The organism is Flavobacterium xueshanense (genome assembly GCF_900112975.1).
In the GTDB taxonomy this organism is placed as follows: domain Bacteria; phylum Bacteroidota; class Bacteroidia; order Flavobacteriales; family Flavobacteriaceae; genus Flavobacterium; species Flavobacterium xueshanense.
The window spans coordinates 59,692-84,773 of sequence record NZ_FONQ01000006.1; the positions used below are offsets into that span (position 1 = coordinate 59,692).

Annotated in this window: 18 protein-coding genes and 1 pseudogene; 6 read left to right on the forward strand and 13 right to left on the reverse strand. The window is 34.4% G+C overall.

Annotated features, from left to right (window positions below; all coding sequences use genetic code 11):
- Positions 1-595: 595 nt before the first annotated feature.
- Both BMZ76_RS16300 and BMZ76_RS07615 read right to left on the reverse strand, forming a co-directional pair.
- Positions 596-727, reverse strand: coding sequence for an SRPBCC family protein (locus BMZ76_RS16300; RefSeq protein WP_262987277.1), 132 nt, complete (start codon positions 725-727; stop codon positions 596-598).
- Positions 728-1,076: 349 nt separating this feature from the next.
- A complete protein-coding gene (locus BMZ76_RS07615; RefSeq protein ID WP_091204611.1) occupies positions 1,077-1,586 on the reverse strand; it encodes a GNAT family N-acetyltransferase in 510 nt (169 codons plus the stop codon).
- Positions 1,587-1,810: 224 nt separating this feature from the next.
- Between BMZ76_RS07615 and BMZ76_RS07620 the strand changes: the two genes are divergently transcribed.
- Entirely contained in the window at positions 1,811-2,350 is a 540-nt protein-coding gene (locus BMZ76_RS07620) for a lipid-binding SYLF domain-containing protein (protein WP_091204612.1), read from the forward strand.
- Positions 2,351-2,408: 58 nt separating this feature from the next.
- On the opposite strand, the gene BMZ76_RS07625 is transcribed toward BMZ76_RS07620, so the two are convergent.
- Genes BMZ76_RS07625 through BMZ76_RS07635 form a run of 3 tightly spaced genes read right to left on the reverse strand, consistent with a single transcriptional unit; the run spans position 2,409 to position 4,560 of the window.
- Complete coding sequence (locus BMZ76_RS07625; RefSeq protein WP_091204614.1) at positions 2,409-2,894, reverse strand: hypothetical protein; 486 nt, start codon at positions 2,892-2,894, stop codon at positions 2,409-2,411.
- 45 nt (positions 2,895-2,939) lie between these two features.
- Complete coding sequence (locus tag BMZ76_RS07630) at positions 2,940-3,533, reverse strand: HEPN domain-containing protein (RefSeq protein ID WP_091204616.1); 594 nt, start codon at positions 3,531-3,533, stop codon at positions 2,940-2,942.
- Entirely contained in the window at positions 3,526-4,560 is a 1,035-nt protein-coding gene (locus BMZ76_RS07635) for a DUF262 domain-containing protein (protein ID WP_091204618.1), read from the reverse strand. The genes BMZ76_RS07630 and BMZ76_RS07635 overlap by 8 nt, the downstream gene beginning before the upstream one ends.
- 509 nt (positions 4,561-5,069) lie before the next feature.
- Here BMZ76_RS07635 and BMZ76_RS07640 point away from each other — a divergent pair.
- Positions 5,070-5,978 (forward strand): SH3 domain-containing protein, encoded by a 909-nt coding sequence (locus BMZ76_RS07640; protein WP_091204621.1) that lies wholly within the window; start codon positions 5,070-5,072, stop codon positions 5,976-5,978.
- 113 nt (positions 5,979-6,091) lie between these two features.
- On the opposite strand, the gene BMZ76_RS07645 is transcribed toward BMZ76_RS07640, so the two are convergent.
- The 4 genes from BMZ76_RS07645 to thrA form a co-directional block, all read right to left on the reverse strand.
- Positions 6,092-7,501, reverse strand: coding sequence for a hypothetical protein (locus BMZ76_RS07645; protein ID WP_143071065.1), 1,410 nt, complete (start codon positions 7,499-7,501; stop codon positions 6,092-6,094).
- A 465-nt stretch (positions 7,502-7,966) separates the two neighbouring features.
- The gene (thrC, locus tag BMZ76_RS07650; protein ID WP_091204625.1) at positions 7,967-9,256 is read right to left on the reverse strand and encodes a threonine synthase; all 1,290 of its coding nucleotides are present in this window, start codon (positions 9,254-9,256) and stop codon (positions 7,967-7,969) included.
- A gap of 128 nt (positions 9,257-9,384) precedes the next feature.
- Positions 9,385-10,311, reverse strand: a complete 927-nt coding sequence (locus BMZ76_RS07655) for a homoserine kinase (RefSeq protein WP_091204626.1) — start codon at positions 10,309-10,311, stop codon at positions 9,385-9,387.
- Between the two features lie 91 nt (positions 10,312-10,402).
- Entirely contained in the window at positions 10,403-12,850 is a 2,448-nt protein-coding gene (gene thrA, locus BMZ76_RS07660) for a bifunctional aspartate kinase/homoserine dehydrogenase I (RefSeq protein WP_091204627.1), read from the reverse strand.
- A 728-nt stretch (positions 12,851-13,578) separates the two neighbouring features.
- Between thrA and hutH the strand changes: the two genes are divergently transcribed.
- The 3 genes from hutH to BMZ76_RS07675 are packed head-to-tail and all read left to right on the forward strand — an operon-like array spanning position 13,579 to position 17,101.
- Positions 13,579-15,093: a histidine ammonia-lyase gene (gene hutH / locus BMZ76_RS07665; protein ID WP_091204628.1), complete on the forward strand. Its 1,515-nt coding sequence runs from the start codon at positions 13,579-13,581 to the stop codon at positions 15,091-15,093.
- A gap of 49 nt (positions 15,094-15,142) precedes the next feature.
- Positions 15,143-15,787: a DUF47 domain-containing protein gene (locus BMZ76_RS07670; protein ID WP_091204629.1), complete on the forward strand. Its 645-nt coding sequence runs from the start codon at positions 15,143-15,145 to the stop codon at positions 15,785-15,787.
- A gap of 30 nt (positions 15,788-15,817) precedes the next feature.
- Entirely contained in the window at positions 15,818-17,101 is a 1,284-nt protein-coding gene (locus tag BMZ76_RS07675; RefSeq protein ID WP_091204630.1) for an inorganic phosphate transporter, read from the forward strand.
- 69 nt (positions 17,102-17,170) lie between these two features.
- Here BMZ76_RS07675 and BMZ76_RS07680 read toward each other — a convergent pair whose 3' ends face one another.
- The 4 genes and pseudogenes from BMZ76_RS07680 to BMZ76_RS07695 form a co-directional block, all read right to left on the reverse strand.
- On the reverse strand, positions 17,171-17,452 hold the full coding sequence (locus tag BMZ76_RS07680; protein ID WP_091204631.1) for a GNAT family N-acetyltransferase: 282 nt from the start codon (positions 17,450-17,452) through the stop codon (positions 17,171-17,173).
- 43 nt (positions 17,453-17,495) lie between these two features.
- Positions 17,496-18,011, reverse strand: a pseudogene (locus BMZ76_RS07685) (DUF421 domain-containing protein).
- An 84-nt stretch (positions 18,012-18,095) separates the two neighbouring features.
- Positions 18,096-19,478, reverse strand: coding sequence for a 30S ribosomal protein S6--L-glutamate ligase (rimK, locus tag BMZ76_RS07690; protein ID WP_091204632.1), 1,383 nt, complete (start codon positions 19,476-19,478; stop codon positions 18,096-18,098).
- A 137-nt stretch (positions 19,479-19,615) separates the two neighbouring features.
- The gene (locus tag BMZ76_RS07695) at positions 19,616-22,162 is read right to left on the reverse strand and encodes an ATP-dependent Clp protease ATP-binding subunit (protein ID WP_091204633.1); all 2,547 of its coding nucleotides are present in this window, start codon (positions 22,160-22,162) and stop codon (positions 19,616-19,618) included.
- Between the two features lie 256 nt (positions 22,163-22,418).
- Here BMZ76_RS07695 and gyrA point away from each other — a divergent pair, with 256 nt between their 5' ends.
- Positions 22,419-25,040, forward strand: coding sequence for a DNA gyrase subunit A (gene gyrA, locus BMZ76_RS07700; RefSeq protein ID WP_091204634.1), 2,622 nt, complete (start codon positions 22,419-22,421; stop codon positions 25,038-25,040).
- Positions 25,041-25,082: the final 42 nt, after the last annotated feature.

Sequence of the window (25,082 nt, forward strand, 5' to 3'; positions counted from 1 at the left end):
TTCTGGAGTCTATTGCTATTTATTATCTTACTTTAAAATTTCTCCTACCGGATAGGAATAAGTAACTTTAAATCAATCTTATAAATTTTTAAATTAATTACATTGCGGTCTCGTTTTTGGCTTTATATTTATTTTTTAGAGAAAAAATTTAGGATGTTGCCGCAATCTCCTAATTGAGTTACCCGAAAAAACTTAAATATTTTCATCTCCTGATTGAAAATCATTAAATTTTATTTTCTTGAAATAATATTTCCAATTGCTAAAGACAAGCGGTATTACCTTATTCAAAGCTTATTTCAATTATGGTTTCTATTGCTTTTTCATTGGAATAAAACATTTTCAATTCTACTGAAATACCTGATGCTGTGGCAGTAAAAACAATGATTTCTTAAGAAACCGACAACCAAGAATTTACGTTTCCTTCATCATCACAAAAACTATCTTTAATTTCAAAACTTAAATGCGGCGTTATGGCTTTCTAATCCATGTGTACCCAATATTTTTCATTTTGAGGTTCTACTTTAGCGCACAAACAGTGACCGCCAAAAGAAAAGTGAATCGTTTTTGTTTCAGTTTTCCAAGGTTTTGTCACTCATCATTGTTCTAACAATTCACTTTCCGTGCAGCCACGCCAAACTTCTTCAAGCGGGGCGCTAAATGTTCTGGAAACTAGAATTGATTTTTCTTCTAAATCTTTTACAACAAGTGTTTTGGGAGTAGTTGCCATTTTATTTTGACTAAAGAATAATAATTCTAATGGATTGATTCAAACTTTATTACTTTTCATTCGGAATGAAAAATGAACAATAAAAGTTAATTTATTTCTTACCAAACAAAAATTTGATTCATGTACCAATTGGATTAAGTATTGAAAGCCCTCTTTTTGCTGTAAAGCACTTTATCTTGGTAGAAAAAATGAAGTAGAACGAATTTAGCGTGCCGTGGGAACGCAACGAAAAGGTGAATGTTGCGTACCTAAAGCACGTTAACAAATTTCATATCTAATTGCCACCAATATTTAATTCCTAACGGCACATTCCAATCCTTGATTCAAATGAAAAATCAGTTAATAAAAATCATCCAATCCTTTTTTCCATAACAATAAATTCCAAAGGTTCTTCTGTAATAGGAATATGAACATCACTTGCCGGGAACGGTTCTTTTGTGCCCGTATCCTGATAACCGTTGCGTTTGTACCAAGCAATCAGTTCCTTACGAACAGAAATTACAGTCATTACAATTTTGTGCAATCCTAATTCCAAAGCATGAATTTCTGCCTGTTGCAGTAATTTTTTTCCAACGCCACTGTTTTGTAATTCGGGTGAAACCGTCAGCATCCCTAAATACAATTGCTGCTCTTTTTCGACCAATAAAACACAACCTATAATCTGGTTATTTTCCGTAAATTTTAGAATTGTATTTTTATGGTCTTGAATGGTTTCAGTCAGTTCTTCTTCAGTAGTTCTGAGTCCTTCCAAAATGTTTGCTTCAGTTGTCCATCCTTTTTTGGAGGATTCCCCGCGGTACGCTGAATTGATTAATTTATTTAATTGCGAAACGTTCTCTAGTGTTGCTTTTGTAATCATCCGTAATAGTCTTGTGTTTTCGTATTTTTCAAAGGTAGAAAAAAGGTTTACACAATTGCATCTCGCTGTAGATTCTCTTTATTACCCTGGTTTTTTTTACGCTACAATTAATTTGTTAAAGAAAAAAATTAAATTATTGATAATCAATATTTTGTGTTTTTAAGTAAAGATTTTTTTTTATCTTTATCTAAAGAAGCGTAGCAAACAATTTAAAAGTTATAATTATGAAAAAGCTAAATAGTATTTGGTTAATAGTAATGGTTTGTGTTCTAAACACAGCATTAATATTTGGGCAAACGACCACTAAAAAGAATAAAATTATTGCTGATAGCGAAACCGCAAAGAAAGAATTTATCAAAAGTGATCCGTTGATGAAAGCACTTTTTGATAAAGCATACGGCTATGTTATTTTTCCTAATGTGGGCAAAGGAGGATTCGGAATTGGAGGAGCAGCGGGCAACGGTGTCGTTTATGAACAGAACAAGCGAGTGGGTATGGCCAAGCTGTCGCAAGTGAGCATAGGATTTCAAGCGGGCGGACAAGCGTATCGGGAAGTAATATTTTTTGAGTCCAAAAATGAAATGGACCGTTTTAAAGAAAGCCGATTCGAGTTTTCGGCACAAGCCTCAGCAGTTGCGGCAACTGAAGGCGCTTCCGCAAATGTAAAATATACGAATGGCGTGATGGTCTTCACCATGCAAAAGGGAGGACTCATGTACGAGGCATCAGTTGGCGGACAAAAATTTAAGTTTAATAAAATGTGATAAAAACTAAAACGGCTGAAAAAATTTTCTCAGCCGTTTTGGTTTTTTACTGATTAAATCATTTCTTTTTCTTCTCTAATATAATGTACTTTTTGAATACATATTTCCAAGGCATGAAAAGTATCGGTATAATAATTCCTATGAACATATACGCCATTTCTTCTGCTGGTGAACCTTTTAGCGTGCCTGCGGACCATAAAGGATGTGCGACAACAATAAGCCAAAGTCCTTTGTAGAAAATCATAAAAAGCATAATGGGTAACATTCGCAACGTATGGAATACTCCTAAAAGTGCCAATGTTGAATAAGCAGCCCAAGTACACCAAGCAACAGCTTTTATGGGGTCCCATGCACCTTCATGTGTAAGAATAAACTTCCAGGAATCTGTAGCAACAAAAACAAACATTAACGCGAAAAACAGCCGCATCACATAAATATTGATTCTGCGAACCCCTTCGTAGTTTTCGTAGTCCGGAACAAAAATGTTTTTGATACTGAACTTTGATGACTTTTGCTGTTGTGACACTTGTTCTGTTGTGTTCATATTTTTTCCGGTTGGTTTTTATTGCGAGCGCGATCGGGTTAAATTTTAATCTAAATGTTTACAAATTAGCTCATCTATATTAATAATATATTTTTTAAGCGCTATGATGTTTTCAGTCAAATCTTTATTAGAAACATCTGATGCTTCATCATTGTGATGAAGAATTTTATTTCTTTTCACAACGATTGAATTTATAGCTTCTTTTTGTATGTTGAATTCTGAATTTTTTTCAAGTTCAATTCCAAATTTTTTAAATAAATCTCTTGTTTTGAAAGGGTTTCCTGAAATGGAATCATCTAAGTCTTTCTTTTTTATTTCCAGTTTGAGGCTTTTAAATTTTAAATCTGTTTCTTTAATATCTTTTTTTGCACCTAAACCCCACAAAATTAAGTTATGTGGCAATTTTGCAGAAACTAATTTGGCATTTGTGTCATCAACTATGGTCATTAATGAATCTTTTAAGTAAGATTCCAGATATGCACACATCGTTATTAAAAATGCTTTAGTGAAAAAATTAGCATTATCATAAATTAGCGAATCCGGTGGATCGGAAATTATACGACTATTTGTATCCTCAATAATTGACGACAACTTCTCTAACTGCAAAATATATGATTCTTTGTACGGCGTTTTATCCATTAAGTGTTTCCAGTTTTTTAGTCCAAAGTTGACGTCTTATTAATATCGAATATTTAGACTGAAGTCCACCAGAGAGACTCTTTGTGAAATTTGGTTCGTTACAAAGCTCATTGAACTTCGTCAATATGCTTGCTTTATGTTCGGTTAAAAACTCTATTGATAAGCCTTTAAAGCTCCACATTAACAAATCGTAATAAACTAAACTTTGTCTTTGCTTCGTTTTTGTTATATCAACAAAAGGATTATTATTAAATACGAATAAACATTTTTCGAGCGTTTCTGTAAAATCCTTTTTTAATTGATTAATTGTTGCTTCATCGGGGTTTTGATTTGTCTCAATATATTTGTCTAAATATTTTGAAAGTTTATTTTCATAATCTCCCAAATCATTTTGCATCGCAAAAAAGCGTAATATCATTTCCTCTTGTTCGCGACTGTCTTTTTCTTTAGTGCCTGATTTTCCTTTACCAAATGCGTTAATAAAATGATGTCCGCCAAGTTCAATAAGTAAACTATCAAGATTTCCAGGATAAATAGCGTGTCTTATCTCTTGATCCGAAAGTTGAACAGCTCCTTGATTTAAACGAGCGAAAATTTCTTTGACAAGTTCTTTAGGATTTTCTTTTCTAAGAATAACGCATCGAATTGTTGTGCTTTCAAGTTCATTTTTATAATCTCCGAGTTCAGAAAACAATTTTCCCTCTAACTCTCGAAAAACGGTCATTCTTTCAAGTTTAAATTCATCATTAAAGAATTTTTTGATAGTGGTTATTCTTTGGACACCATCAATAACATCGTGATATCCGTTATCATTTTCCGCGAAATAACAAGCCGGTAATGGAATTCTCATTAGACAGGATTCAATAAATTTTGAGGATCTTTCATTTCCATCTTTATCCCACTTATATTTTCTTTGGAACTCTGGATTTAATATTAATTTAGGAGGGTTTGAATTTGCTCGCTGAATTAATGTTTCGAAAGGATAATCAATCGGATAAAGATTTAAAACTTTACTGGTATCGCTCATTTGTTTGGTTTTAGCTGTGGAATATAATTAAAATTTACTGATTACCCGATTTCTTAAAGCATATCAGCTAACTTCTGTTTACTCGCTACTTTGTAGCGACTATAGGTCCATATTTGTTTAATATGTACTATAATTTATTTTTTATGCTAACCAAACATAATGATTTTACTTACAGTAAACTAATTTAGAATAAAAAGAATTTCGACTGCGCTCGATTTTACATTAATTCAAATTATTTCCATAAAAAACACTAATAATTACTTTTCAGTCGGTTTGTTTTTTAGAATAAATCCTAAAATCCATCATCAGAAACACTCTCAATTCCTTCTAAATCTTAATAGGCAAACTCCCTTTTTCTTCAGACCAAATAGTACTTCTTATTGCTGTTTGGTGCTGTTATTTTTTAGAATTAGTTTAAAAAAAATCTAAAAAATAATGGTTTCCTGTGATGCTTTCTTGGTTGTTTTTAGTATTTTGGCAGTAGAATCATTTATAATTAACTGATTAGTATGAAATATAGAGTCGCTACTCCGTCATTAAATCTAAGAGATTTTCCGGCAACGCAGGATAATTCCAAAATTTTAATACAAATACCTTTTAGACATACCGTTAAATTAATTGAAAAAACAGCATCAGATTGGTGGAAAGTAAAGCTTTTGAACACTGAAAAAGAGGGGTTTGTGTTTTCAAAAGACATCGAGCTTGTCGATGAAACTAATCAAAAAAGTATGGATATCGAAGTACCCAATTTTGAGCCGGGTGCCGTAGCAAGTCTGGACAGTAAAGAGGAAACGTACAAACCTATTGGCGATCCTTCAATTCCGTTTAGAGATTTAACGAGTCTGGAGTCTAAACTGAGATCAATTCGTAAGATAATTACCGTGCTAAATGTTTCAAAAAGTTTCCGGTATCAGAAAGACGCATCGGATACTTATTGCAATATTTATACTTTTGATTATTGTTTTTTTGCCAAAGTCTATATCCCCAGACTGAGATGGACTGATAAGGCAATTGAGCAACTGGAGAAAGGGAACGAAGTATCATTGGTTTTTGATGAAACGGTAAGGCCTTTTTATTCCAATTATATCTACGATTGGTTTTTGCAATCGGGAAGTGAGTTTGGTTGGGAAAGAATCGATGATGTTGATGAACTTCAAAAGAAAGTAAATGCTAATGGAGGAGTAGGAATCATCTGTGCCAAAAGATTTATCCTGAATAAATCAGGGCATATTGTAGTGGTCGTTCCGGAAACGGATACTGATAAAGCCTTTAGGAAAGACGGCAAAGTCATTTATCCGTTGCAATCGCAAGCAGGAGCGGATAATTACAATTATTTTTCAGAAATCAGAAAAGATTGGTGGGACAATAAAGATCCGGAAAAAGGATATGCGGCTGCAATCTTTTATTATCACGAATAGTTTTAAAAAAAAAACCGTATTAATAAATACCCTTCTTGCGGGCTTACAGTCAACAAGAAGGGTAATTGTATAGAGCTTATTCTAAAAAGACAACTTGCATTTGTGATGCATGCTTATTTTTTAATTAGTAAAGAACTACAAAAGCCTTTTTCATAATAGGTAGCGTGTAAACTGCTGAATATTTGATCGTAAATTTCTAAAGGATCATTCGATTCTATCGTAATAGACAATATGTTTTCTAAAAGGCCGATGAATTTTGATGGTACATGCGTTTCCTTGCCGTGGATAATAGATTCGTAGACAAAGTTATTCCATTCCAAATCGCAAATCGGATTTTCGATTTCGTTTAACAAGGCATGATCCATAATAAAAACAAGAAAATTCAAAACCTCCTGTAAGTGCTTTTCATCGAAATAATCAAATATTCGAAATTCAATGCCATGATTTTTGTGCTTGTGAAAATTGATGTCTAGCCCAATTTTATCAATTTTTTCATAATCTGATATTTCAGAATAGCGGTTCACCCACCACAGCGGATTCTCATGCATCGGATGTTCGTCAAAATTCATCTGGACGATTTTCCCTGTTTTCATTACATTGGTGTCATAGGTTCCAACCCCAATGTATCTCGACATGGCACATCGTTGTGATGCTTTTGTTAAATTGACGCTGCTGTCATTGTGCGATAAATAATCAGAAGAACCGAATTTTATCATAAATAATGGGCTCAACCATTGGAATAATCGAATTGCTCTCTGGTGTTTTTTTATAAAACCTATTTTGTCTTTAATTTCACCATCTTTATTTAACTCAGTAGGAATAGTTAAATTGAAGTGATAGGTCATATTATTAAAAACAGAATAATTAGTGTTGTTTGAAATAAATATCGCAAAAGGATGGTTTTTAGAACATATTTTTATAGTGCCATATTCCGTAAAGATTTTATCTTTATCAAAGGCGCTTTGTAAGTTGTTTATGAAACCTTGTTTTATTGTTGCCAGTTCAGCAATGGCCGAGTCAATATCTGTTTTGTAAAATTTTTGCGTAACAAATTCAACTGTGTCACCGTCAAAAATGAATTCTTTTTGAAGCTCGTCTATAAAATAAGGATTGTTTTTTTGTAATATTTCAAAGATACTTTCCCCTGAATATTCAGGATTTGGTTCATTATCTATGGGGTCAAAAGTCTTATGTTGGTTGTTGATGTCCGTTTTTGTAAACGAATGGGAGTTCATCAGTACCGGCAAATAATATTCTTTATCGGATAGTATTTTCAGCAATGAATTCTGGTATATGTTTTCTTTGTAATTCTTAAAATGATTAACACTATACTTTTCATGAAGTCCTTTAGTCAGTAAAAAATCTTTGTCAACCACACGATGGTTTTCAAACTCTAAATAACATTCATTTTCGATTCCTACGCCCCAATACAAATCATTTGACTTATATTGATTCCTATAATCTTTGTGCTTATCCAATAATTCAATTTCAAAACTAACAGCATTCATGCTATGATCCGTCATAAACTTTTTTCTCCTTCTTTTAATAAATTATGTTGATATGGGAAGCTACTTTATCAGGTAGTTTTTTTGAAGTATTTTTTAGTCCGTTGAATTTTTAGTTAAAATTCAAACAGCTTCTCAAATACTTAGTTGTTTTTTTAATGGGGTTCAGGTTTGTTTTTTTACTCGCAAAAGACCTGAATAGAGACAACTCAATTTTTTTGCAAAATTAGGTATAATTTAAATCATATTCAAGCTATATTTTCAGATATGGAATTTTATTTTTTTGTGGAGTAAGGTATTGTTTTGCTTCTCTGTAAAATACTCATAATTATATATTTAAAATGAAAGTCTAAAACGCGTAGAATTGTTTTGTGGTTCCAAAATACAAGTTTAGAACCACTTTATAACTAGACTTATTTAGCGACAAAAAAACAGCTAAAATTGGATTCTTAGTCGTTTTTTATTTGATTGGACAAACATTTTTTATTCCAAAAAAGCTTTCAAATCCTCATACGTTTTAATTTTTACGCTCACTTTTTCCTTTCCCAATACGCTTTCAATTTGTGTAGGAATCGGAAGTTTTACATTTAATGTTGGTTCTACGGTGTCTAAAAACTTAATTGGGTGAGCGGTTTCTAAGAAAATACCAATCGCATTCGGGTGATTTTGTAATTCTTTTTTCAAACCCAAATAACCAACAGCTCCGTGCGGTTCTGCGATGTAACCATCGGTATTGTAAATGGTTTTCATAGCTTCAATCGTTTCTGCATCAGAGAACATAAACGAAGAAAAATCTTTTTTGAATTGTTCCAAATCATTTAGGTACATTTCCTGAATTCGGATAAAATTACTTGGATTTCCCACATCCATCGCATTCGAAATTGTCGCTTTGGAAGGTTTTGGGTCATAAATTCCGTTTTCTAAAAACCGTGGAACTGTATCATTTAGATTCGTAGCCGCTACAAAATGTTCGATTGGCAATCCCATTTTTTTTGCAATAATGCCCGCGCAAATATTTCCGAAATTCCCACTTGGGCATGAGAAAACTAACGGTTTGTTTTGTTTTTTTAATGTTTTATACGCAAAGAAGAAATAAAACATTTGCGGTAACCAACGCGCGATATTTATCGAATTCGCCGAAGTCAGGTTTTTATGTTTTAGACTTTCGTCCAAGAATGCTTTTTTGACCATATCCTGACAATCATCAAAAACACCATCCACTTCAAGCGCTTTTATATTCTGTCCTAAAGTGGTCAATTGTCGTTCCTGAATATCGCTCACTTTTCCGGATGGATAAAGTATAATCACTTCTACACCTTTTACGCCAAGGAAACCACTTGCTACAGCACCACCGGTATCACCAGAAGTAGCTACAAGAACGGTATTTTTACTGTCTTTGTTGTCTTTATTGAAATAACCCAAACAACGAGACATGAAACGCGCGCCTACATCTTTGAAAGCCATAGTTGGACCATGAAACAATTCAAGGGAATAAATGTTTTTTTCCACTTCAACCACAGGGAAATCAAAACACAACGTTTCGGCAATGATTTGTTTTAAAGTGGCTTCTGGGATTTCGTCGCCCACAAATTGTTGAATCGATTCAAAGGCAATTTCTTCATTGCTCTTATTTTCGATAGCATCAAAAAAAGTGGGAGGCAAAGGCAATATCGTTTCCGGAAAATATAATCCTTTATCAATGGCTAATCCTTGAATTACAGCTTCTTGAAAAGAAACTTTGGGTGCGTTATGGTTTAAACTGTAATATTTCATTGTGTTTAGTAGTTGTAGAATCCTCAACCCAATCCTGCCCGAAGGGAAGGTAGATCAAACTGGATTCAGAATGTATTTATTGTAATTTTAAAATCACTATGTTTTTTCTTTTATTCCCCTTTCGGGGGTTAGGGGGCTATTATTTTCATTCCTTCATCATTCACTTTAGAAACGTGAATTTCATACGGCAAATTCATTTCGTCGTATACGGCGCTCATGGCTTTGGCGATTTTATCAGCGATTTCCTTTCCTTTGCTTAAAGCAAAAATAGAGGGACCGGAACCTGAAATCCCAGAACCTAAAGCTCCGTTTTCTAAAGCAGTTTGCTTGATTAAATCAAATCCGGGAATCAAAACACTTCGCAACGGTTCTACGATTTCGTCATGTAACGACCGACCGATTAAATCGTAATCTTTGGTATACAATCCTGCGATTAATCCGCCCACATTTCCCCATTGCATAATAGCGCTTTTCAAGGAAACCGTTTGCTTCAATACCGAACGCGCATCCGATGTTTTCAACTCAATTTGAGGGTGAACCACTGTGGCATACAATTCTGAAGGACTTTCTATTTTGATAATGTCCAAAGGATTTGAACTTCTTACCAACGTAAAGCCCCCCAAAAGGGCAGGAGCAACGTTATCGGCATGGGCGTTTCCGCTAGCTAGTTTTTCGCCTTGCATGGCAAATTGAACCAACTCTTTTCGAGTAAATGGACGTCCCAATAACTCATTGATTCCAAAAACCGCTCCAGCTGAACTGGCGGCACTACTCCCAATTCCGCTTCCGGCTTTGATGTGTTTGTAGATTTCGATTTCAAATCCAAATTCTGTTTCAATGGCTTCCAGCATTGATAAAGCAGATACTCCAGCTACATTTTTTTCGGTTTCTAAAGGCAAGTCGGCACCCACAATTTTAGTGATGCGAATCCCTTTTATATTTGATTTTCGAATAATCATTTCGTCACCCGCAGTTTCTAAACACAGTCCGAGGACATCAAATCCGCAGGAAAGATTAGCTATTGTAGCAGGACAAAATATTTTTATTTCATTCATAGTTTTTATTTTTTTTGCCAGTAAGGCATAAAGACACAATGTTTTTTATCCATTTTTAAACTGAAAACTGCGACTTTACACTGACCACTAATTAAACGTTTCCAATTCTGATTACATCAGCAAATATTCCTGAAGCCGTTACTGCAGCTCCTGCACCAGCACCTTTTATTAATAAAGGTTGGTCCACATAACGGTCCGTAAAGAATAGTACGATATTGTCTTTTCCTTCCAGATTGTAAAAAGGATGGTCTTTAGGAATAAATCTTAAACCAACATTTGCTTTTCCGTTTTCGAATTGCGCGACGTATTTTAGTCTGGATTCTTTGCTCAACGCTTCTTTATAAATAGTTTCAAAATGTGTTGCATGATTTTTCAGTGATTCGAAGAAAGCTTCATTTGAAGTAGTATCCAAACATTCTGCCGGCATGAAGGATTCATTGACAATTTCATCAATTTCCATTTTGTATCCACTTTCTCTGATCAGGATCAATATCTTTCTGGCAACGTCAATTCCGCTCAAATCAATCTTAGGATCCGGTTCTGTAAATCCTTGTACTCCTGCTTCTTTTACAACATCATGAAAAGTATTGTTTTCGTCAAAATTATTAAAGATAAAGTTCAAACTTCCTGATAAAACCGCTTGAATTTTATTCACTTTATCACCTGAGGCAATCAGATTTTTTACGGTATCAATAATTGGTAATCCAGCACCAACATTGGTTTCAAATAGGAACGGAGCGTTAAATTGTCTGGATAATTTTTTTAATTTTTTATAATTATCGTACTCCGAAGCACAAGCAATTTTGTTACAAGTTACTACGGCAGTATTGCGTTTTAAATACTGTTCGTAGGTTTTAGATACACTTTCATTTGCAGTAATATCAACGAAAATGCTGTTGCGTAAATTGAGTTCTTTTACATTTGCAATGAACTTTTCTTTATCAGCTAGTTCTCCGGTTTCTAGTAAAAATTGCCATTCTTTTAAAGCGATTCCATCCTCATCAAAATACATTTTTCTGGAATTGGACAAAGCAATAACGCGTAGGTTTATTTTCAGATTGTGTTTAAGGAATTTCTTTTGTTGGTGAATTTGCTCGATGAATTTCTCCCCCACATTTCCAACGCCCATCACAAATAGGTTTAACTGTTTCGTGTTTTCTTCAAAAAAGTTTTCGTGTAAAGTATTTAGTGCTTTCTTAACGTCTCTTTCATTGATAACCGCCGAAATATTTCTTTCGGATGCACCTTGAGCAATCGCTCGGATGTTGACGTTATTTTTACCTAAAGTGCTAAACATTCTTCCGCTTAAACCTTGATGATTTTTCATGTTTTCGCCAACCAAAGCAATTATGCACAGGTTTTTTTCAACAATACAGGGATCAATTTTATTTTGTAAAATCTCTACTTCGAAAGCTATGTTGATGGCATCTTCAGCCACATCAGCATCCGAATTTAAAATTCCAATGCAAATTGAATGTTCCGATGAAGCCTGAGTAATAAAAATCACATTGATATTTTTATGTGATAATACTTCAAAAAGTCTTTTAGACGAACCTGTAACACCAATCATTCCTGGTCCTTCAAGTGTAATCAAGGTAATATTATCGATATGGCTAATTCCTTTTACCGGATTAGTGTGAGCCATTTCCTGATTTGAAATATAAGTTCCTTCGGCTTCCGGTTCGAAAGTATTTTTGATGAGAATTGGAATATTCCTTTTCAATACCGGTTGAATGGTTGGCGGGTATAAAACTTTGGCACCAAAATGCGACAACTCCATCGCTTCCTGATAGGAAATGAAGGCGATAGGTTGCGCTTGCTTTACAATTTTTGGATTAGCAGTAAACATTCCGTTTACATCAGTCCAGATTTCTAAGTCTGATGCATTCAAAGCTCCAGCTAGAATTGCAGCTGTATAATCGGAACCACCACGACCTAGCGTAGTGTTTATGCCATCAAGTGATGCGGCAATAAATCCTGGCATTACAACCACTTGATTCTCATTCGAAGCAAAGAAATCAGCAATTAATTGGTTTGAAACTTCAAAATTTACGGTTGCTTTTCCGAAATGATTGTCGGTTTTTATCAATTCGCGACTGTCTTTATAACCGCTATTTTTTAGATTTTGTTTTAATGCTTCTGCTACAATGTAAGAAGACAATAATTCGCCAAAACTCAAAATAGTATCGGAAGTTCTAGCAGATAATTCTCCCAAAAGAAAACAACCATCCAGTAAAGTTTCCAGATGATTTACAATTCTTTTTACATGACTTAATAAACTGCTTTGCTCACTTACGGGAATAAATTCTTTTAAAGCATCTAAATGTTTTTTCTCTATTTCGACAAGAATATCTTTGAAACTTTCATCACCGGCAGCCGCTTTTTGGGAAGCGAGTTGAAGTAAATCAGTTACTTTACTAAAAGCAGAAATTACTACTATTAATTTTTCTTCTTGTGCTTTATTGATGACTATGTCCAGTACGAGTTTTATATTTTGCGCATTGGCTACCGAAGTTCCGCCAAATTTTAATACTTTCATAACGAAGTTATTTATTTTTAATATACTAGTAAATCGCCATTTTCGTGATTAATGGAATGTGGGCGATGTATTGGTGTGTGTTGTTTTTTATGAAAAATGTAATGTTTATTATATATCCAAAGACTGCCTTTCTTTCGAAAAAAAAATATAATAAAATAGGATTATATGTAAAATGTTTACCCCAAAGGGGTAGTTGTAGTTGTTGTAGTAAACGTAACAATAGCGCCAACCCAGATTTGAGTTGTTGTTGAAGAGTGATATGTAGCTTTGTTGTTTACCATTTTGATATTTCAAAAGTACGAATTTTTATAAAAGACAAATCATTCAATAGTGTTTTTGCGAATATTTGAAAATAGTAGGTTCTATTTGAGGATTGTTAAATATTGTATGATTTGCGAAGGAGGTAATGGAGTTATTCGTATAAATCTTGAGATTTTTCGAATAATATTCACGGTTGCAGCATAATTTTATTAGAGATTGAGAATGCAAATCGGCCCTTATTTTTTTTAAAATAATCAAATTTACTTTTCTCTTATTGAAAAAAAGTTCTCCTTGCATCATAGAGGGAAGACAATGTGACAATTATAAATATTGTATTGTAAGTCGAATAAGAATATTTGCATGAAATCTAATTTTTGGTTTTGTTTAACTGTAAGTTTAAATTATTAGCAATAAATGTTGTGTAATTATAAAGATTTATTCAATTTTACCTTTTAAACACTTTCAAAATGGATAATACGCATTATATTAGTAATGAATTACTTAGCCTGGAAACATTAGCTGAAATTGTTTCGCATCATAAATCATTGGCTTTGTCAGATGAGGCGAAAATAAATATTCAAAAATGTCGCGATTATTTAGACAAAAAAATGGCTTCGCATTCGGATCCTATATATGGGATAAATACAGGTTTTGGTTCGCTTTGTAATGTGAAAATATCCAAGGAGAATTTATCAAAATTACAGGAAAATTTAGTAAAATCACATTCTTGTGGAACAGGTGAGGAAGTGCCAACTGAAATTGTGAAACTGATGTTGTTGCTCAAAATCCAGTCGCTGAGTTATGGACATTCGGGAATTCAATTGCAAACGGTCGAGCGATTGATTGCATTTTATAATAATAATATTCTGCCGGTAATTTATACACAAGGTTCATTGGGAGCTTCGGGAGATTTAGCGCCTTTAGCACATTTATCATTACCTTTATTAGGAGAAGGCGATGTTTATTTTGAAGGAAAGAAAGTGCATTCCAGCGAAGTTTTGAAACATTTTGATTGGAAACCGATTGTTTTGCAGTCAAAAGAAGGATTGGCTTTGTTGAATGGAACGCAATTTATGACTGCTTATGGAGTGCATATTTTGATGAAAGTGAGCAAATTTTCTTATTTGGCTGATTTGATAGGAACAATTTCACTTGAAGGTTTTGATGGGAGAATTGAACCTTACAACGAATTGATACATTTTATTAGACCTCACAAAGGACAAATTGTAACAGCCAACCGCATAAAAGGATTTTTGGAAGGAAGTGAAATTATTAAACAGCCCAAAAATCATGTGCAGGATCCGTATTCGTTCAGATGCATGCCGCAAGTTCATGGCGCTTCTAAAGATGCGATTGATTATGTCAAAAAAGTGTTCAAAACAGAAATCAATTCAGTGACAGATAATCCTAATATTTTTATAGAAAGCGACCAAATTATTTCTGGAGGGAATTTTCATGGACAACCTTTGGCTTTGGCTCTAGATTTTATGGCAATCGCTTTGGCCGAATTAGGAAGTATATCGGAGCGTAGAACCTATCAATTGATTTCAGGGACTCGAAATCTTCCGGCATTTTTGGTGGATAATCCGGGTTTAAATTCAGGTTTGATGATTCCACAATACACTGCCGCCAGCATTGCGAGCCAAAACAAGCAACTGGCAACTCCCGCTAGTGTCGACAGCATTGTTTCCAGCAACGGACAGGAAGATCATGTCAGTATGGGCGCAAATGCCGCTACGAAAGCATTACGTGTTTTGGATAATCTGGAACGCATTTTAGCTATCGAATTAATGAATGCTTCGCAAGCCATTGAATATAGAAGACCATTGCTGTCAAGTGATTTTATTGAAATGTTTTTACAAGCGTATCGCGAAGAAGTACCTTTGATTAAAGAAGACCGAATTTTGCATTATGATATTGAAAAGACAGTTTCTTTTTTGAACACTTTTCAAATAGAAAATAATTTGTTAACAATAGCTTAACATTAGCAGGTAATAATGAAGTAATTTTGCCAAACTAAATTTTAATGAAATGAACATAAATAATTTTTTCCAATTTTTGGTTCCTAAAGACAAAAAGTTCTTTCCACTTTTTGAAGAAGCGTCAAGTAATTTAATTGAAATTGCTACAAATTTGCATGAAGCTGTAAACCTTCCTTTAAAAGAGCGTGAAGTTCTTTTTCAAAAAATTGATGTTTTGGAGCAAAAAGGGGAGGATATAACACGTCAAACCAACCTTGAGTTGAGCAGAAATTTTATTACTCCATTTGACAGAGAAGATATTTACTCATTAATAAGTTCGATAGACAACGTTGCCGGTAATCTTCATGGTGCAGCGAGTAGAATGCGATTGTACCAAGTGGATAAAATTACAAAATCTATCAGAAAACTGACCGAAATTAATCTTGAAGCATGTCAGAACATTGATGTCGCGGTAAGAGAATTGAGAGATTTGAAAAAAATGAAGAACATCACTGATGCTTGTCTTCGAATTAATAAGTTGGAAAATAAATCAGATAACGTTTATGATAAAGCAGTTCTTGATTTATTCGAAAATGAAACTGATGCTAAAAACATTATCAAATACAAAGAAGTGTTGTCAGTTTTAGAAACTGCAACGGATAAATGTAAAAGTGTAGCGAGTGTTTTAGAATCAATTTCTGTAAAACATTCTTAATTCAATCAGTTTTATTCTGAAATTATAATTATGGAATTTACTCTACTTATAGTTATTATAGTTCTGGCACTGATCTTTGATTATATCAATGGTTTTCATGATGCTGCCAATGCTATAGCGACGGTTGTTGCCACAAAAGTATTAAGTCCTTTTCAGGCGGTTGTTTGGGCAGCTTTTTTTAACTTTTTGGCCTATTGGGTCTTTGGTTTTGGAGTAGCGGATACTGTTGCAAAAACAGCTAACACGATGGATATCAATTTAGTTGTGATTCTGGCAGGGGTAATTGCTGCAATTATTTGGAATTTATTTACCTGGTGGCAGGGAATTCCGTCGAGTTCTTCCCATACTTTAATAGGTGGATTTGCCGGAGCAGCAATTGCTCATGCAGGTTTTGGTGTTGTTTCTTGGTACAAAGAAGGAAAAGATGGCGGCATGCCTTCAGGAGTTTTAATCATTGTTGCTTTTATTATATTAGCACCCTTATTAGGAGCTTTAATTTCTTATTTAATCTCGATTTGGTTGCTTAATGCTTCTAAAAAGAGTATTTATCCAAAGATTTTTACAACTTCTTTAATGATTTTGACAATCTGGTTTGTAGAAAGCCAGATGGTATATTACAATCAAATCGCAAAACCACGTTTCGATTCCCATTTTTGGAGTGTAGCGTTAGAAGCTCATAATATAAAATGGTTTTTAGTAGCATTCATTGTTCTTTCCATCAGCACATTCTGTTTGATATTTAGTAGTTTAAATTTAAATCAAGCTACGGCATGGTTGAAAAAAATGCAATTGCTATCTTCCGCCGCTTTTAGTTTAGGACACGGTGGAAATGACTCGCAAAAAGTGATGGGTATTATTGCCGCAGCGGTTGCTGTTTATATTAATACAAGTGGTGTTGCTCAGGAAGCATTGCCTAATTGGTTAGATGTGGTGTTGCCAAATGATGAAGGTGCATTCAAAATGCCGACTTGGATTCCGCTAGCGTGTTATTCTGCAATTGCAGCGGGAACATTAAGTGGTGGTTGGAAGATCGTAAAAACGATGGGTTCAAAAATCACAAAAGTAACTTCTTTTGAAGGTGTAGCCGCAGAAACTGCTGGAGCTTTGACCTTATATTTTACTGAACATTTTAAAGTGCCTGTAAGTACAACACATACTATAACCGGATCTATTATCGGGGTGGGACTTACTAAAAGAGTTTCTGCAGTACGCTGGGGAATGACGGTAAGCTTATTATGGGCTTGGGTTTTAACCATTCCAATTTCAGCAATATTAGCAGCAATCATTTATTATATTTTCAGTATTTTTATCTAATATGCGAATACTATTCATAAAAAAACCATTCCTTAGGAATGGTTTTTTTATGTTCTAAATTTAAGTTTGCTAAAATTGGAGATCTTGAATTTCTTTTGTTTTATCAAATATGCTTTTTGCGAATGAACATGTGGGAACAATTTTAAGATTATTTTCGCGAGCATATTGTGCGGCTTCTAATACCATTTTTTTGCCCACACTTTGTCCCGAAAAATCAGGATTTACTTCGGTGTGATCAATGATAAATTTATCAGTTCCAGACCAAGTGTATGTCAATCTGCCGGCTTCTACCTTATGGACAACCGCTTTAAAATGGCCACTTTTAGTTTCGTTTAAATGTTCAATTGTCATGAATTTATAATTTAATTTGTTACTATTTCAATGGGACGTATGGTTAGTTTATTCCACTTAGACTTTTGTAAATGTGTTTTCGCTTGTGATACGTTTGTTTTAAATTTTGATTGCCTGAGATAATGCTGATGTTGCCATCAATTTCAAGCATAGCGAGTTTTACATCTTTAAAATATTATATTCCATGTTCGCGCATGGCTTCTTTCAATTCATCAGCAGAAATGTTCAATTTGCATAATGTTTTAAAATCCAAATTTCCCTCGTGGATTAAGATTTCTGGTTTTTCTTGCATGAAATCACTAAATTTGGGGTACTTAAACATCAATTTCTTTAAAATAAAATTATTGATAAATAGGACTGAAGCTGCGGCCAAAACTCCCCATAAACTGGTATTGTTTCCTACCATTGCATTTTGAACGGAGTTGCTGATGAGCAGAATCAATATTACATCAGCGGTGTTCAGCTGCGACAATTCTTTCTTGCCAAAAAGACGTAATGCAATAATCATAAAAAAATAAACGGCACTACTACGGAGAATTATCGTTAAATACTCATTCATTTTTTTAGGTTTAATTCATCTTTAAAAACTACTTTACTGACAATAATTCAATATCTGGTACTTGCAGTAATGCAGAATTATTAATTATTTCAACTCAGTTTTTTGCTTGAAATTTTTTTCAATTGCTTTGATCATTTCTCCGGCTATGTCTTTATTAGTAGCTCCTTCAATTCCTTCTAATCCCGGTGATGAATTTACTTCCAGCAATAATGGTCCTTTAGCGGAACGAATAATATCAACACCAGCTACTTTCAAGTCCATTGCTTTCGTTGCTTTGATGGCAATCCGTTTTTCCTCTGCAGTAACTTTTATGACAGATGCCGTTCCTCCAAGATGAATGTTGGCTCTAAATTCGCCTGGCATCGCTTCGCGCTGAATGGCAGCCACTACTTTTCCGTCAATTACAAAACAACGGATATCTTTTCCGTTGGCTTCCTTAATGAATTCCTGAACTAATATATTGGCATTTAAACTTTTGAAAGCATTGATAACGCTTTCTGCGGCTTTTTTTGTTTCGGCTAAAACCACACCCTTTCCTTGAGTTCCCTCTAACAATTTTACGATTAATGGAGAACCGCCTACCATTTTTATCAAATCATCAGTATCCAAAGGAGAATTAGCAAAACCAGTCGTAGGAATTTCTACACCGTGATTTAGAAGTAATTGCAAAGAATATAATTTATCGCGTGATTGCGTAATGGCGTTCGATGAATTCAAACAATATACTTTCAATGCTTCAAATTGTCTTGTCAAAGCGCAACCGTAAAATGTAATACTTGGTCTGATTCTAGGAATGATGGCGTCAAATTGATTTAATATCTTACCTCCACGATAATGGATTTCAGGTGTTTTTGCATCCAGTTTCATGTAACATTCCTTTATGTTTAAGAAATGCATTTCATGGCCTCGCATTTCTCCGGCTTCCATGATTCGCTTGTTGCTGTACAATTCAGGATTACTGGCTAAAAGCCCAATACGTAAACCAGAAGTCGCTTTTTCAGAATTTTTATATAATTCTTTTAAAGTATCTGTTGTAGGTTGTCCTAAAAGATATTTTTGTTCCGGATCTACTAAAACTCTTCCACTCATTGCTTCACGTCCCAAAAGCATTCTGAAACCCATCGAATCTCGATTAGTCAGTGTCATTTCTATTGGCCACTGTGAACTTCCAATTTGTAGATTTGTTTGAATAACATAACGTTGCTCTCTAAAACCACTGGAACTTTTTACAATACGTTTATCAATTAATGCTGCTTCACAATGAATTACCGTTTTTTGATTATTTTGTATCGGATTAATGTCAAATTTTACCCAGTTGCTCTCATTTTTTATAAATGGAGCGATGTTGATAGCGTGTAAAGCTGATGTTTTTGCACCCGAATCCACTCGGGCTTTTATAGTGGGAATTCCTAATTCTGGAAAAGAACACCATTCTTCACTACCTAGAATAACTTTATTATCTGACATAAAATAATTTTAATTAACCTTTTTTATAAAGACCAAATGTAAATATTTGTTTTCAAAAAAAGTGTGTTAATGGTAAAGAATAAACCCGCTATGTTATAAAAACGTAACGGGTTTAAATTATATATTCCTACCAGGATTTAAAGGTTGGTAGGCTCTCCAGCTTTGTGAACCTTAACTGTTAATTCTTGTGCACCATCTTCTATATCCATGAAAATTTCATCTCCAATTGTAATCTTTGAAGTGATAATTTCCTCAGCCAGCGTGTCTTCAACATATTTCTGGATGGCTCTTTTTAATGGTCTTGCGCCAAATTGCCTGTCGAAACCTTTATCTGCAATAAAAGCTTTGGCTTTGTCAGAAAGATTCAATTGATAGCCCAATTCTGCTACTCGAGCATATAGTTTTTTCAATTCAATTTCAATAATCAAATCAATATCATGTTTTTCTAAAGCATTGAACACAATTACATCGTCAATTCTGTTAAGGAATTCTGGAGCGAAAGTTTTTTTCAATGCGTTTTCAATAATGCTTTTCGAATTGTCATCAGCCTGAGCGACTTTTGCAGCAGTTCCAAAACCAACTCCTTGACCAAAATCTTTTAATTGTCTGGCTCCAACATTCGAAGTCATGATAATTATAGTGTTTTTGAAATCAATTTTTCTACCTAAACTGTCGGTTAAATCGCCATCATCCAAAACTTGCAACAACATATTGAAAACATCAGGATGCGCTTTTTCTATCTCATCTAACAATACAACACAATAGGGTTTTCTGCGAACTTTTTCCGTTAGCTGCCCACCTTCTTCATATCCTACATATCCTGGAGGCGCTCCAACTAAACGGGAGATTGCAAATTTTTCCATGTATTCACTCATGTCAATACGAATTAAGGCGTCTTCAGAATCGAATAATTCTTTAGCCAGAACTTTAGCTAATTGGGTTTTACCAACACCAGTTTGTCCCAAGAATATGAAAGAACCAATTGGACGATTCGGATCTTTTAATCCGGCACGATTTCTTTGTATCGAACGAGCAATTTTCATTACTGCTTCTTTTTGTCCAATAACCTTCCCTTCAATTAGTTCTGGAAGTTTAGCTAGTTTGTTACTTTCTGTTTGGGCAATACGATTTACAGGAATTCCGCTCATCATAGAAACTACGTCGGCTACATTATCTTCTGTAACTTCTATTCGGTTATTTTTAGCATCTTCTTCCCATTGTTCCTGAGCAACAGCTAAATCTTTTTCAATGCGTTTTTCATCGTCACGAAGTTTTGCGGCTTCTTCGTATTTTTGTTTTTTCACCACAACATTCTTCAATTCACGTACGTCTTCTAATTGACGTTCGAGATCTAAAATTTGTTTTGGAACTTCAATATTGGTAATGTGAACTCTAGAACCTGCTTCATCTAATGCATCAATCGCTTTGTCCGGCAAGAAACGTTCAGACATATACCTGTCCGTTAATTTAACACAAGCTTCAATTGCTTCTTGTGAGTAAGTAACATTGTGATGGTCTTCGTATTTGTTTTTTATGTTGTGCAAAATAGTTATCGTTTCGGAAACTGATGTAGGTTCCACAATTATCTTTTGAAAACGTCTTTCTAATGCACCATCTTTTTCTATATATTGTCTGTATTCGTCTAATGTTGTGGCACCGATACATTGAATCTCTCCGCGAGCTAATGCAGGTTTAAACATATTAGAAGCATCAAGTGAACCTGTTGCGCCACCGGCACCTACTATCGTGTGAATTTCATCTATGAAAAGAATGATATCGTCATTTTTTTCCAATTCGTTCATCACCGCTTTCATACGCTCTTCAAACTGTCCTCTGTATTTCGTACCCGCAACAAGACTGGCTAAATCTAAAGTAACCACACGTTTATTGAATAAAGTACGTGATACCTTCTTCTGGATTATACGTAATGCTAAACCTTCGGCGATAGCTGATTTCCCCACTCCTGGTTCCCCAATAAGTAATGGATTGTTCTTTTTTCGACGGCTCAAAATTTGAGAAACACGTTCAATTTCTTTCTCGCGTCCTACTACAGGGTCAAGTTTTCCTTCTTCGGCCATTTCTGTTAAATCCCTTCCAAAATTATCTAAAACAGGAGTCTTCGATTTTTTATTGGATTTATTGGCTGGATTGTTGAAAGTTCCTTCTTTCAGACTGTCATCTTGTCCTGAATCGTCATTGTATGATTCGTTTCGGGGCAAATTTTCTATGAAATTTTCTTCGTTTGGAGTCATGTTTAAATATTGTTCTTTAGCTACGTCATAATCAATTTTCAGTTTATTTAGTAGCTTGGTTGTTGGATCGTTTTCGTTTCGTAATATGCACAATAATAAATGTGCGGTGCTAATAGACGAACTTTGAAATACTTTAGCTTCAAGAAAAGTGGTTTTCAATGCTCGTTCTGCTTGTCGTGTTAAGTGTAAGTTTTTCTTTTCAACATTTACTTCCAAGCTTGGACTTGCTGGGCTTAGGATTTCCACTTTTCTGCGTAAGTAATCTAAATCAACATCCAAGTTGTTCAATATTTGAATTGCTTTTCCGTTTCCGTCTCTTAGAATGCCTAACATTAAGTGTTCTGTGCCTATAAAGTCATGCCCTAATCGCAAGGCTTCTTCTTTGCTGTAAGTAATAACGTCTTTTACTCTTGGTGAAAAATTATCATCCATAATATATATTTGATATCGTAAATTTAGTGAATTAATGATAGAGAAACAAAAACCATTCCTATAAGAAGTCATGTCAGCTAAGAGACAAAAATAATCATAATATAATAGTTAATTTTCCCTTAAATTATTAACTAAAAACGAAGTTTAATTTGTTAATAAATCATTGAAATAAGTATTTTAAAATTAGTTTAAAAATTTCAAAAAAGCGTATATTGGCACGTTTTGAAACTAATATAATTATTTAATATAACAACCTATGTCTGAAGGAGAAAAGTTAATTCCTATTAACATTGAAGATGAAATGAAAACAGCTTACATCGATTATTCGATGTCAGTAATTGTATCAAGAGCACTTCCAGATGTCAGAGATGGCTTGAAACCAGTACATCGAAGAGTACTTTATGGAATGCATGATTTAGGAGTAAACTCTAGATCTGCCCATAAAAAGTCCGCAAGAATTGTCGGGGAAGTTCTTGGAAAATATCACCCACACGGTGACACATCTGTTTATGATGCCATGGTTCGTATGGCACAAGAATGGAGTATGCGTTATTTATTGATTGACGGTCAAGGTAATTTTGGTTCTGTGGATGGTGATAGTCCTGCAGCAATGCGTTATACGGAGGCTAGAATGCGTAAAATTTCGGAGGAAATTTTGGCGGATATAGATAAAGAAACGGTTGATTTTAAATTAAATTTTGATGATACGCTAGAAGAGCCGACAGTTATGCCAACGCGTGTTCCTACCTTATTAATAAATGGGGCAACAGGAATTGCAGTAGGTATGGCTACAAATATGCCTCCTCACAACTTAACCGAGGTAATCAACGGTACGTTAGCCTTCATGGATAATAATGATATTGAGATTGATGAGTTGATGACGCATATCAAGGCCCCGGATTTTCCTACAGGTGGTATTATATATGGATATGAAGGCGTTCGCGAAGCATTCAAAACAGGTAGAGGACGTATTGTAATGCGTGCCAAAGTAGGTTTTGAAGAAGTGGACGGAAGAGAATGTGTTATCGTTACCGAAATTCCTTATCAAGTTAACAAGGCCGATATGATTAAGCGTACGGCTGATTTGGTTAATGATAAAAAAATTGATGGAATTGCGAATATCCGAGATGAATCGGATAGAAACGGGATGCGTATCGTTTATATTTTAAAACGTGATGCTACGCCAAACGTAGTTTTAAATACACTTTATAAATTTACACAATTACAGTCTTCTTTCAGTGTAAACAATATTGCAATTGTAAAAGGGCGTCCGCAAATGTTGAATCTGAAAGATCTAATTCATTATTTTATAGAGCACCGTCATGATGTGGTGACTCGCAGAACGCAATTTGAATTGAAAAAAGCGGAAGCTAGAGCACATATATTAGAAGGTTTGATTATCGCTTCGGATAATATTGACGAAGTAATTGCTTTAATCAAAGCTTCAAAAAGTACCGAAGAAGCAAGAGAAAAATTAATCGAAAGGTTCAATTTATCCGATATTCAATCTCGTGCAATTGTTGAAATGCGTTTGCGTCAATTAACAGGTCTTGAACAAGATAAATTAAGAACAGAATACGAGGAAATCATGAAGTTAATCGAGCATTTAAAAGCTTTATTAGCAGATGTAAACTTAAGAATAGCCTTGATTAAAGAAGAACTAACAGAAATTCGTGATAAATATGGCGATGAACGTCGTTCTATAATTGAATATTCAGGAGGAGATGTAAGTATTGAAGATTTAATTGCCGATGAAAATGTAGTTATCACGATTTCACATGCAGGATATATTAAACGTACGAATCTTACAGAATACAAAACTCAGAATAGAGGTGGAGTTGGACAAAAAAGCGCAGGTACAAGAGATCAAGATTTCTTGGAGCACATGTTTGTGGCAACAAATCACCAATACATGATGTTCTTTACCCAAAAAGGAAAATGTTTCTGGATGCGTGTTTATGAAATACCAGAAGGAAGTAAAACGGCTAAAGGCAGAGCAATCCAAAACCTAGTAAATATTGAAAGTGACGATAAAGTAAAAGCATTTATTTGTACCCAAGATTTAAAAGATCAAGACTACATCAAAAGCCACAACCTTATTATGGTAACTAAAAAAGGTCAGGTTAAGAAAACTTCTTTAGAGAAATATTCTAAACCTAGAGTTAATGGTGTTGCTGCAATTACGATTAAAGAAGGCGATGAATTATTGGAAGCAAAACTAACTAATGGTGAAAGTCAAATTATTTTGGCTGTAAAATCTGGTAAATTAGTTCGTTTTGAAGAAACAAAAACCCGTCCAATGGGCAGAACGGCTTCTGGTGTTCGTGGGATTACACTAAAAGACGATACGGATGAAGTAATTGGCATGGTTACTGTAAACGATATGAGCAGTGAAATTTTAGTTGTTGCCGAAAACGGATACGGAAAACGTTCCAGCCTCGACGAATACAGAATCACAAATCGTGGTGGTAAAGGAGTGAAAACTTTAAATATTACCGAGAAAACTGGAAAACTGATTTCGATAAATGCAGTTACAGATGCAGATGATTTAATGATTATCAATAAATCTGGATTGACGATTAGAATGGCTGTCGAAGATTTGAGAGTAATGGGACGTGCGACGCAAGGTGTCAAATTGATCAATATAAAAGGAAACGATTCGATTGCTGCAGTGACTAAAGTAATGAAAGACGATGTTGCAGAAGTGGTCGTTGACGAAGAAGGTAATGTCATAGAAACGGAAGCTATCGAAAGAGTGAAGCCTATTTTAGAAGTTCTTGAAGATGAAGGTACAGATGAAGATGACAAAGAAGATGATTCTGAAGAAGAGGACTCTGATGACGAGGCTGAAGGAGAAGATGAAGATGATGAAGCATAAATAAAAATAGATAACAAGAATAATTATAAAACAAACTTAGAA

Bases quoted from the DNA above. Each gene is read 5' to 3' on its own strand.
- BMZ76_RS07640 (WP_091204621.1), top strand. From the start codon at position 5,070: ATGAAATATAGAGTCGCTACTCCGTCATTAAATCTAAGAGATTTTCCG.
- BMZ76_RS07675 (WP_091204630.1), top strand. From the start codon at position 15,818: ATGGAATTTACTCTACTTATAGTTATTATAGTTCTGGCACTGATCTTT.
- BMZ76_RS07630 (WP_091204616.1), bottom strand. From the start codon at position 3,533: ATGGATAAAACGCCGTACAAAGAATCATATATTTTGCAGTTAGAGAAG.
- BMZ76_RS16300 (WP_262987277.1), bottom strand. From the start codon at position 727: ATGGCAACTACTCCCAAAACACTTGTTGTAAAAGATTTAGAAGAAAAA.
- BMZ76_RS07615 (WP_091204611.1), bottom strand. From the start codon at position 1,586: ATGATTACAAAAGCAACACTAGAGAACGTTTCGCAATTAAATAAATTA.
- BMZ76_RS07695 (WP_091204633.1), bottom strand. From the start codon at position 22,162: ATGGATGATAATTTTTCACCAAGAGTAAAAGACGTTATTACTTACAGC.
- thrC (WP_091204625.1), bottom strand. From the start codon at position 9,256: ATGAAATATTACAGTTTAAACCATAACGCACCCAAAGTTTCTTTTCAA.
- BMZ76_RS07655 (WP_091204626.1), bottom strand. From the start codon at position 10,311: ATGAATGAAATAAAAATATTTTGTCCTGCTACAATAGCTAATCTTTCC.
- rimK (WP_091204632.1), bottom strand. From the start codon at position 19,478: ATGTCAGATAATAAAGTTATTCTAGGTAGTGAAGAATGGTGTTCTTTT.
- BMZ76_RS07625 (WP_091204614.1), bottom strand. From the start codon at position 2,894: ATGAACACAACAGAACAAGTGTCACAACAGCAAAAGTCATCAAAGTTC.
- BMZ76_RS07635 (WP_091204618.1), bottom strand. From the start codon at position 4,560: ATGAGCGATACCAGTAAAGTTTTAAATCTTTATCCGATTGATTATCCT.
- hutH (WP_091204628.1), top strand. From the start codon at position 13,579: ATGGATAATACGCATTATATTAGTAATGAATTACTTAGCCTGGAAACA.
- BMZ76_RS07620 (WP_091204612.1), top strand. From the start codon at position 1,811: ATGAAAAAGCTAAATAGTATTTGGTTAATAGTAATGGTTTGTGTTCTA.
- BMZ76_RS07680 (WP_091204631.1), bottom strand. From the start codon at position 17,452: ATGACAATTGAACATTTAAACGAAACTAAAAGTGGCCATTTTAAAGCG.
- BMZ76_RS07645 (WP_143071065.1), bottom strand. From the start codon at position 7,501: ATGACGGATCATAGCATGAATGCTGTTAGTTTTGAAATTGAATTATTG.
- thrA (WP_091204627.1), bottom strand. From the start codon at position 12,850: ATGAAAGTATTAAAATTTGGCGGAACTTCGGTAGCCAATGCGCAAAAT.
- gyrA (WP_091204634.1), top strand. From the start codon at position 22,419: ATGTCTGAAGGAGAAAAGTTAATTCCTATTAACATTGAAGATGAAATG.
- BMZ76_RS07670 (WP_091204629.1), top strand. From the start codon at position 15,143: ATGAACATAAATAATTTTTTCCAATTTTTGGTTCCTAAAGACAAAAAG.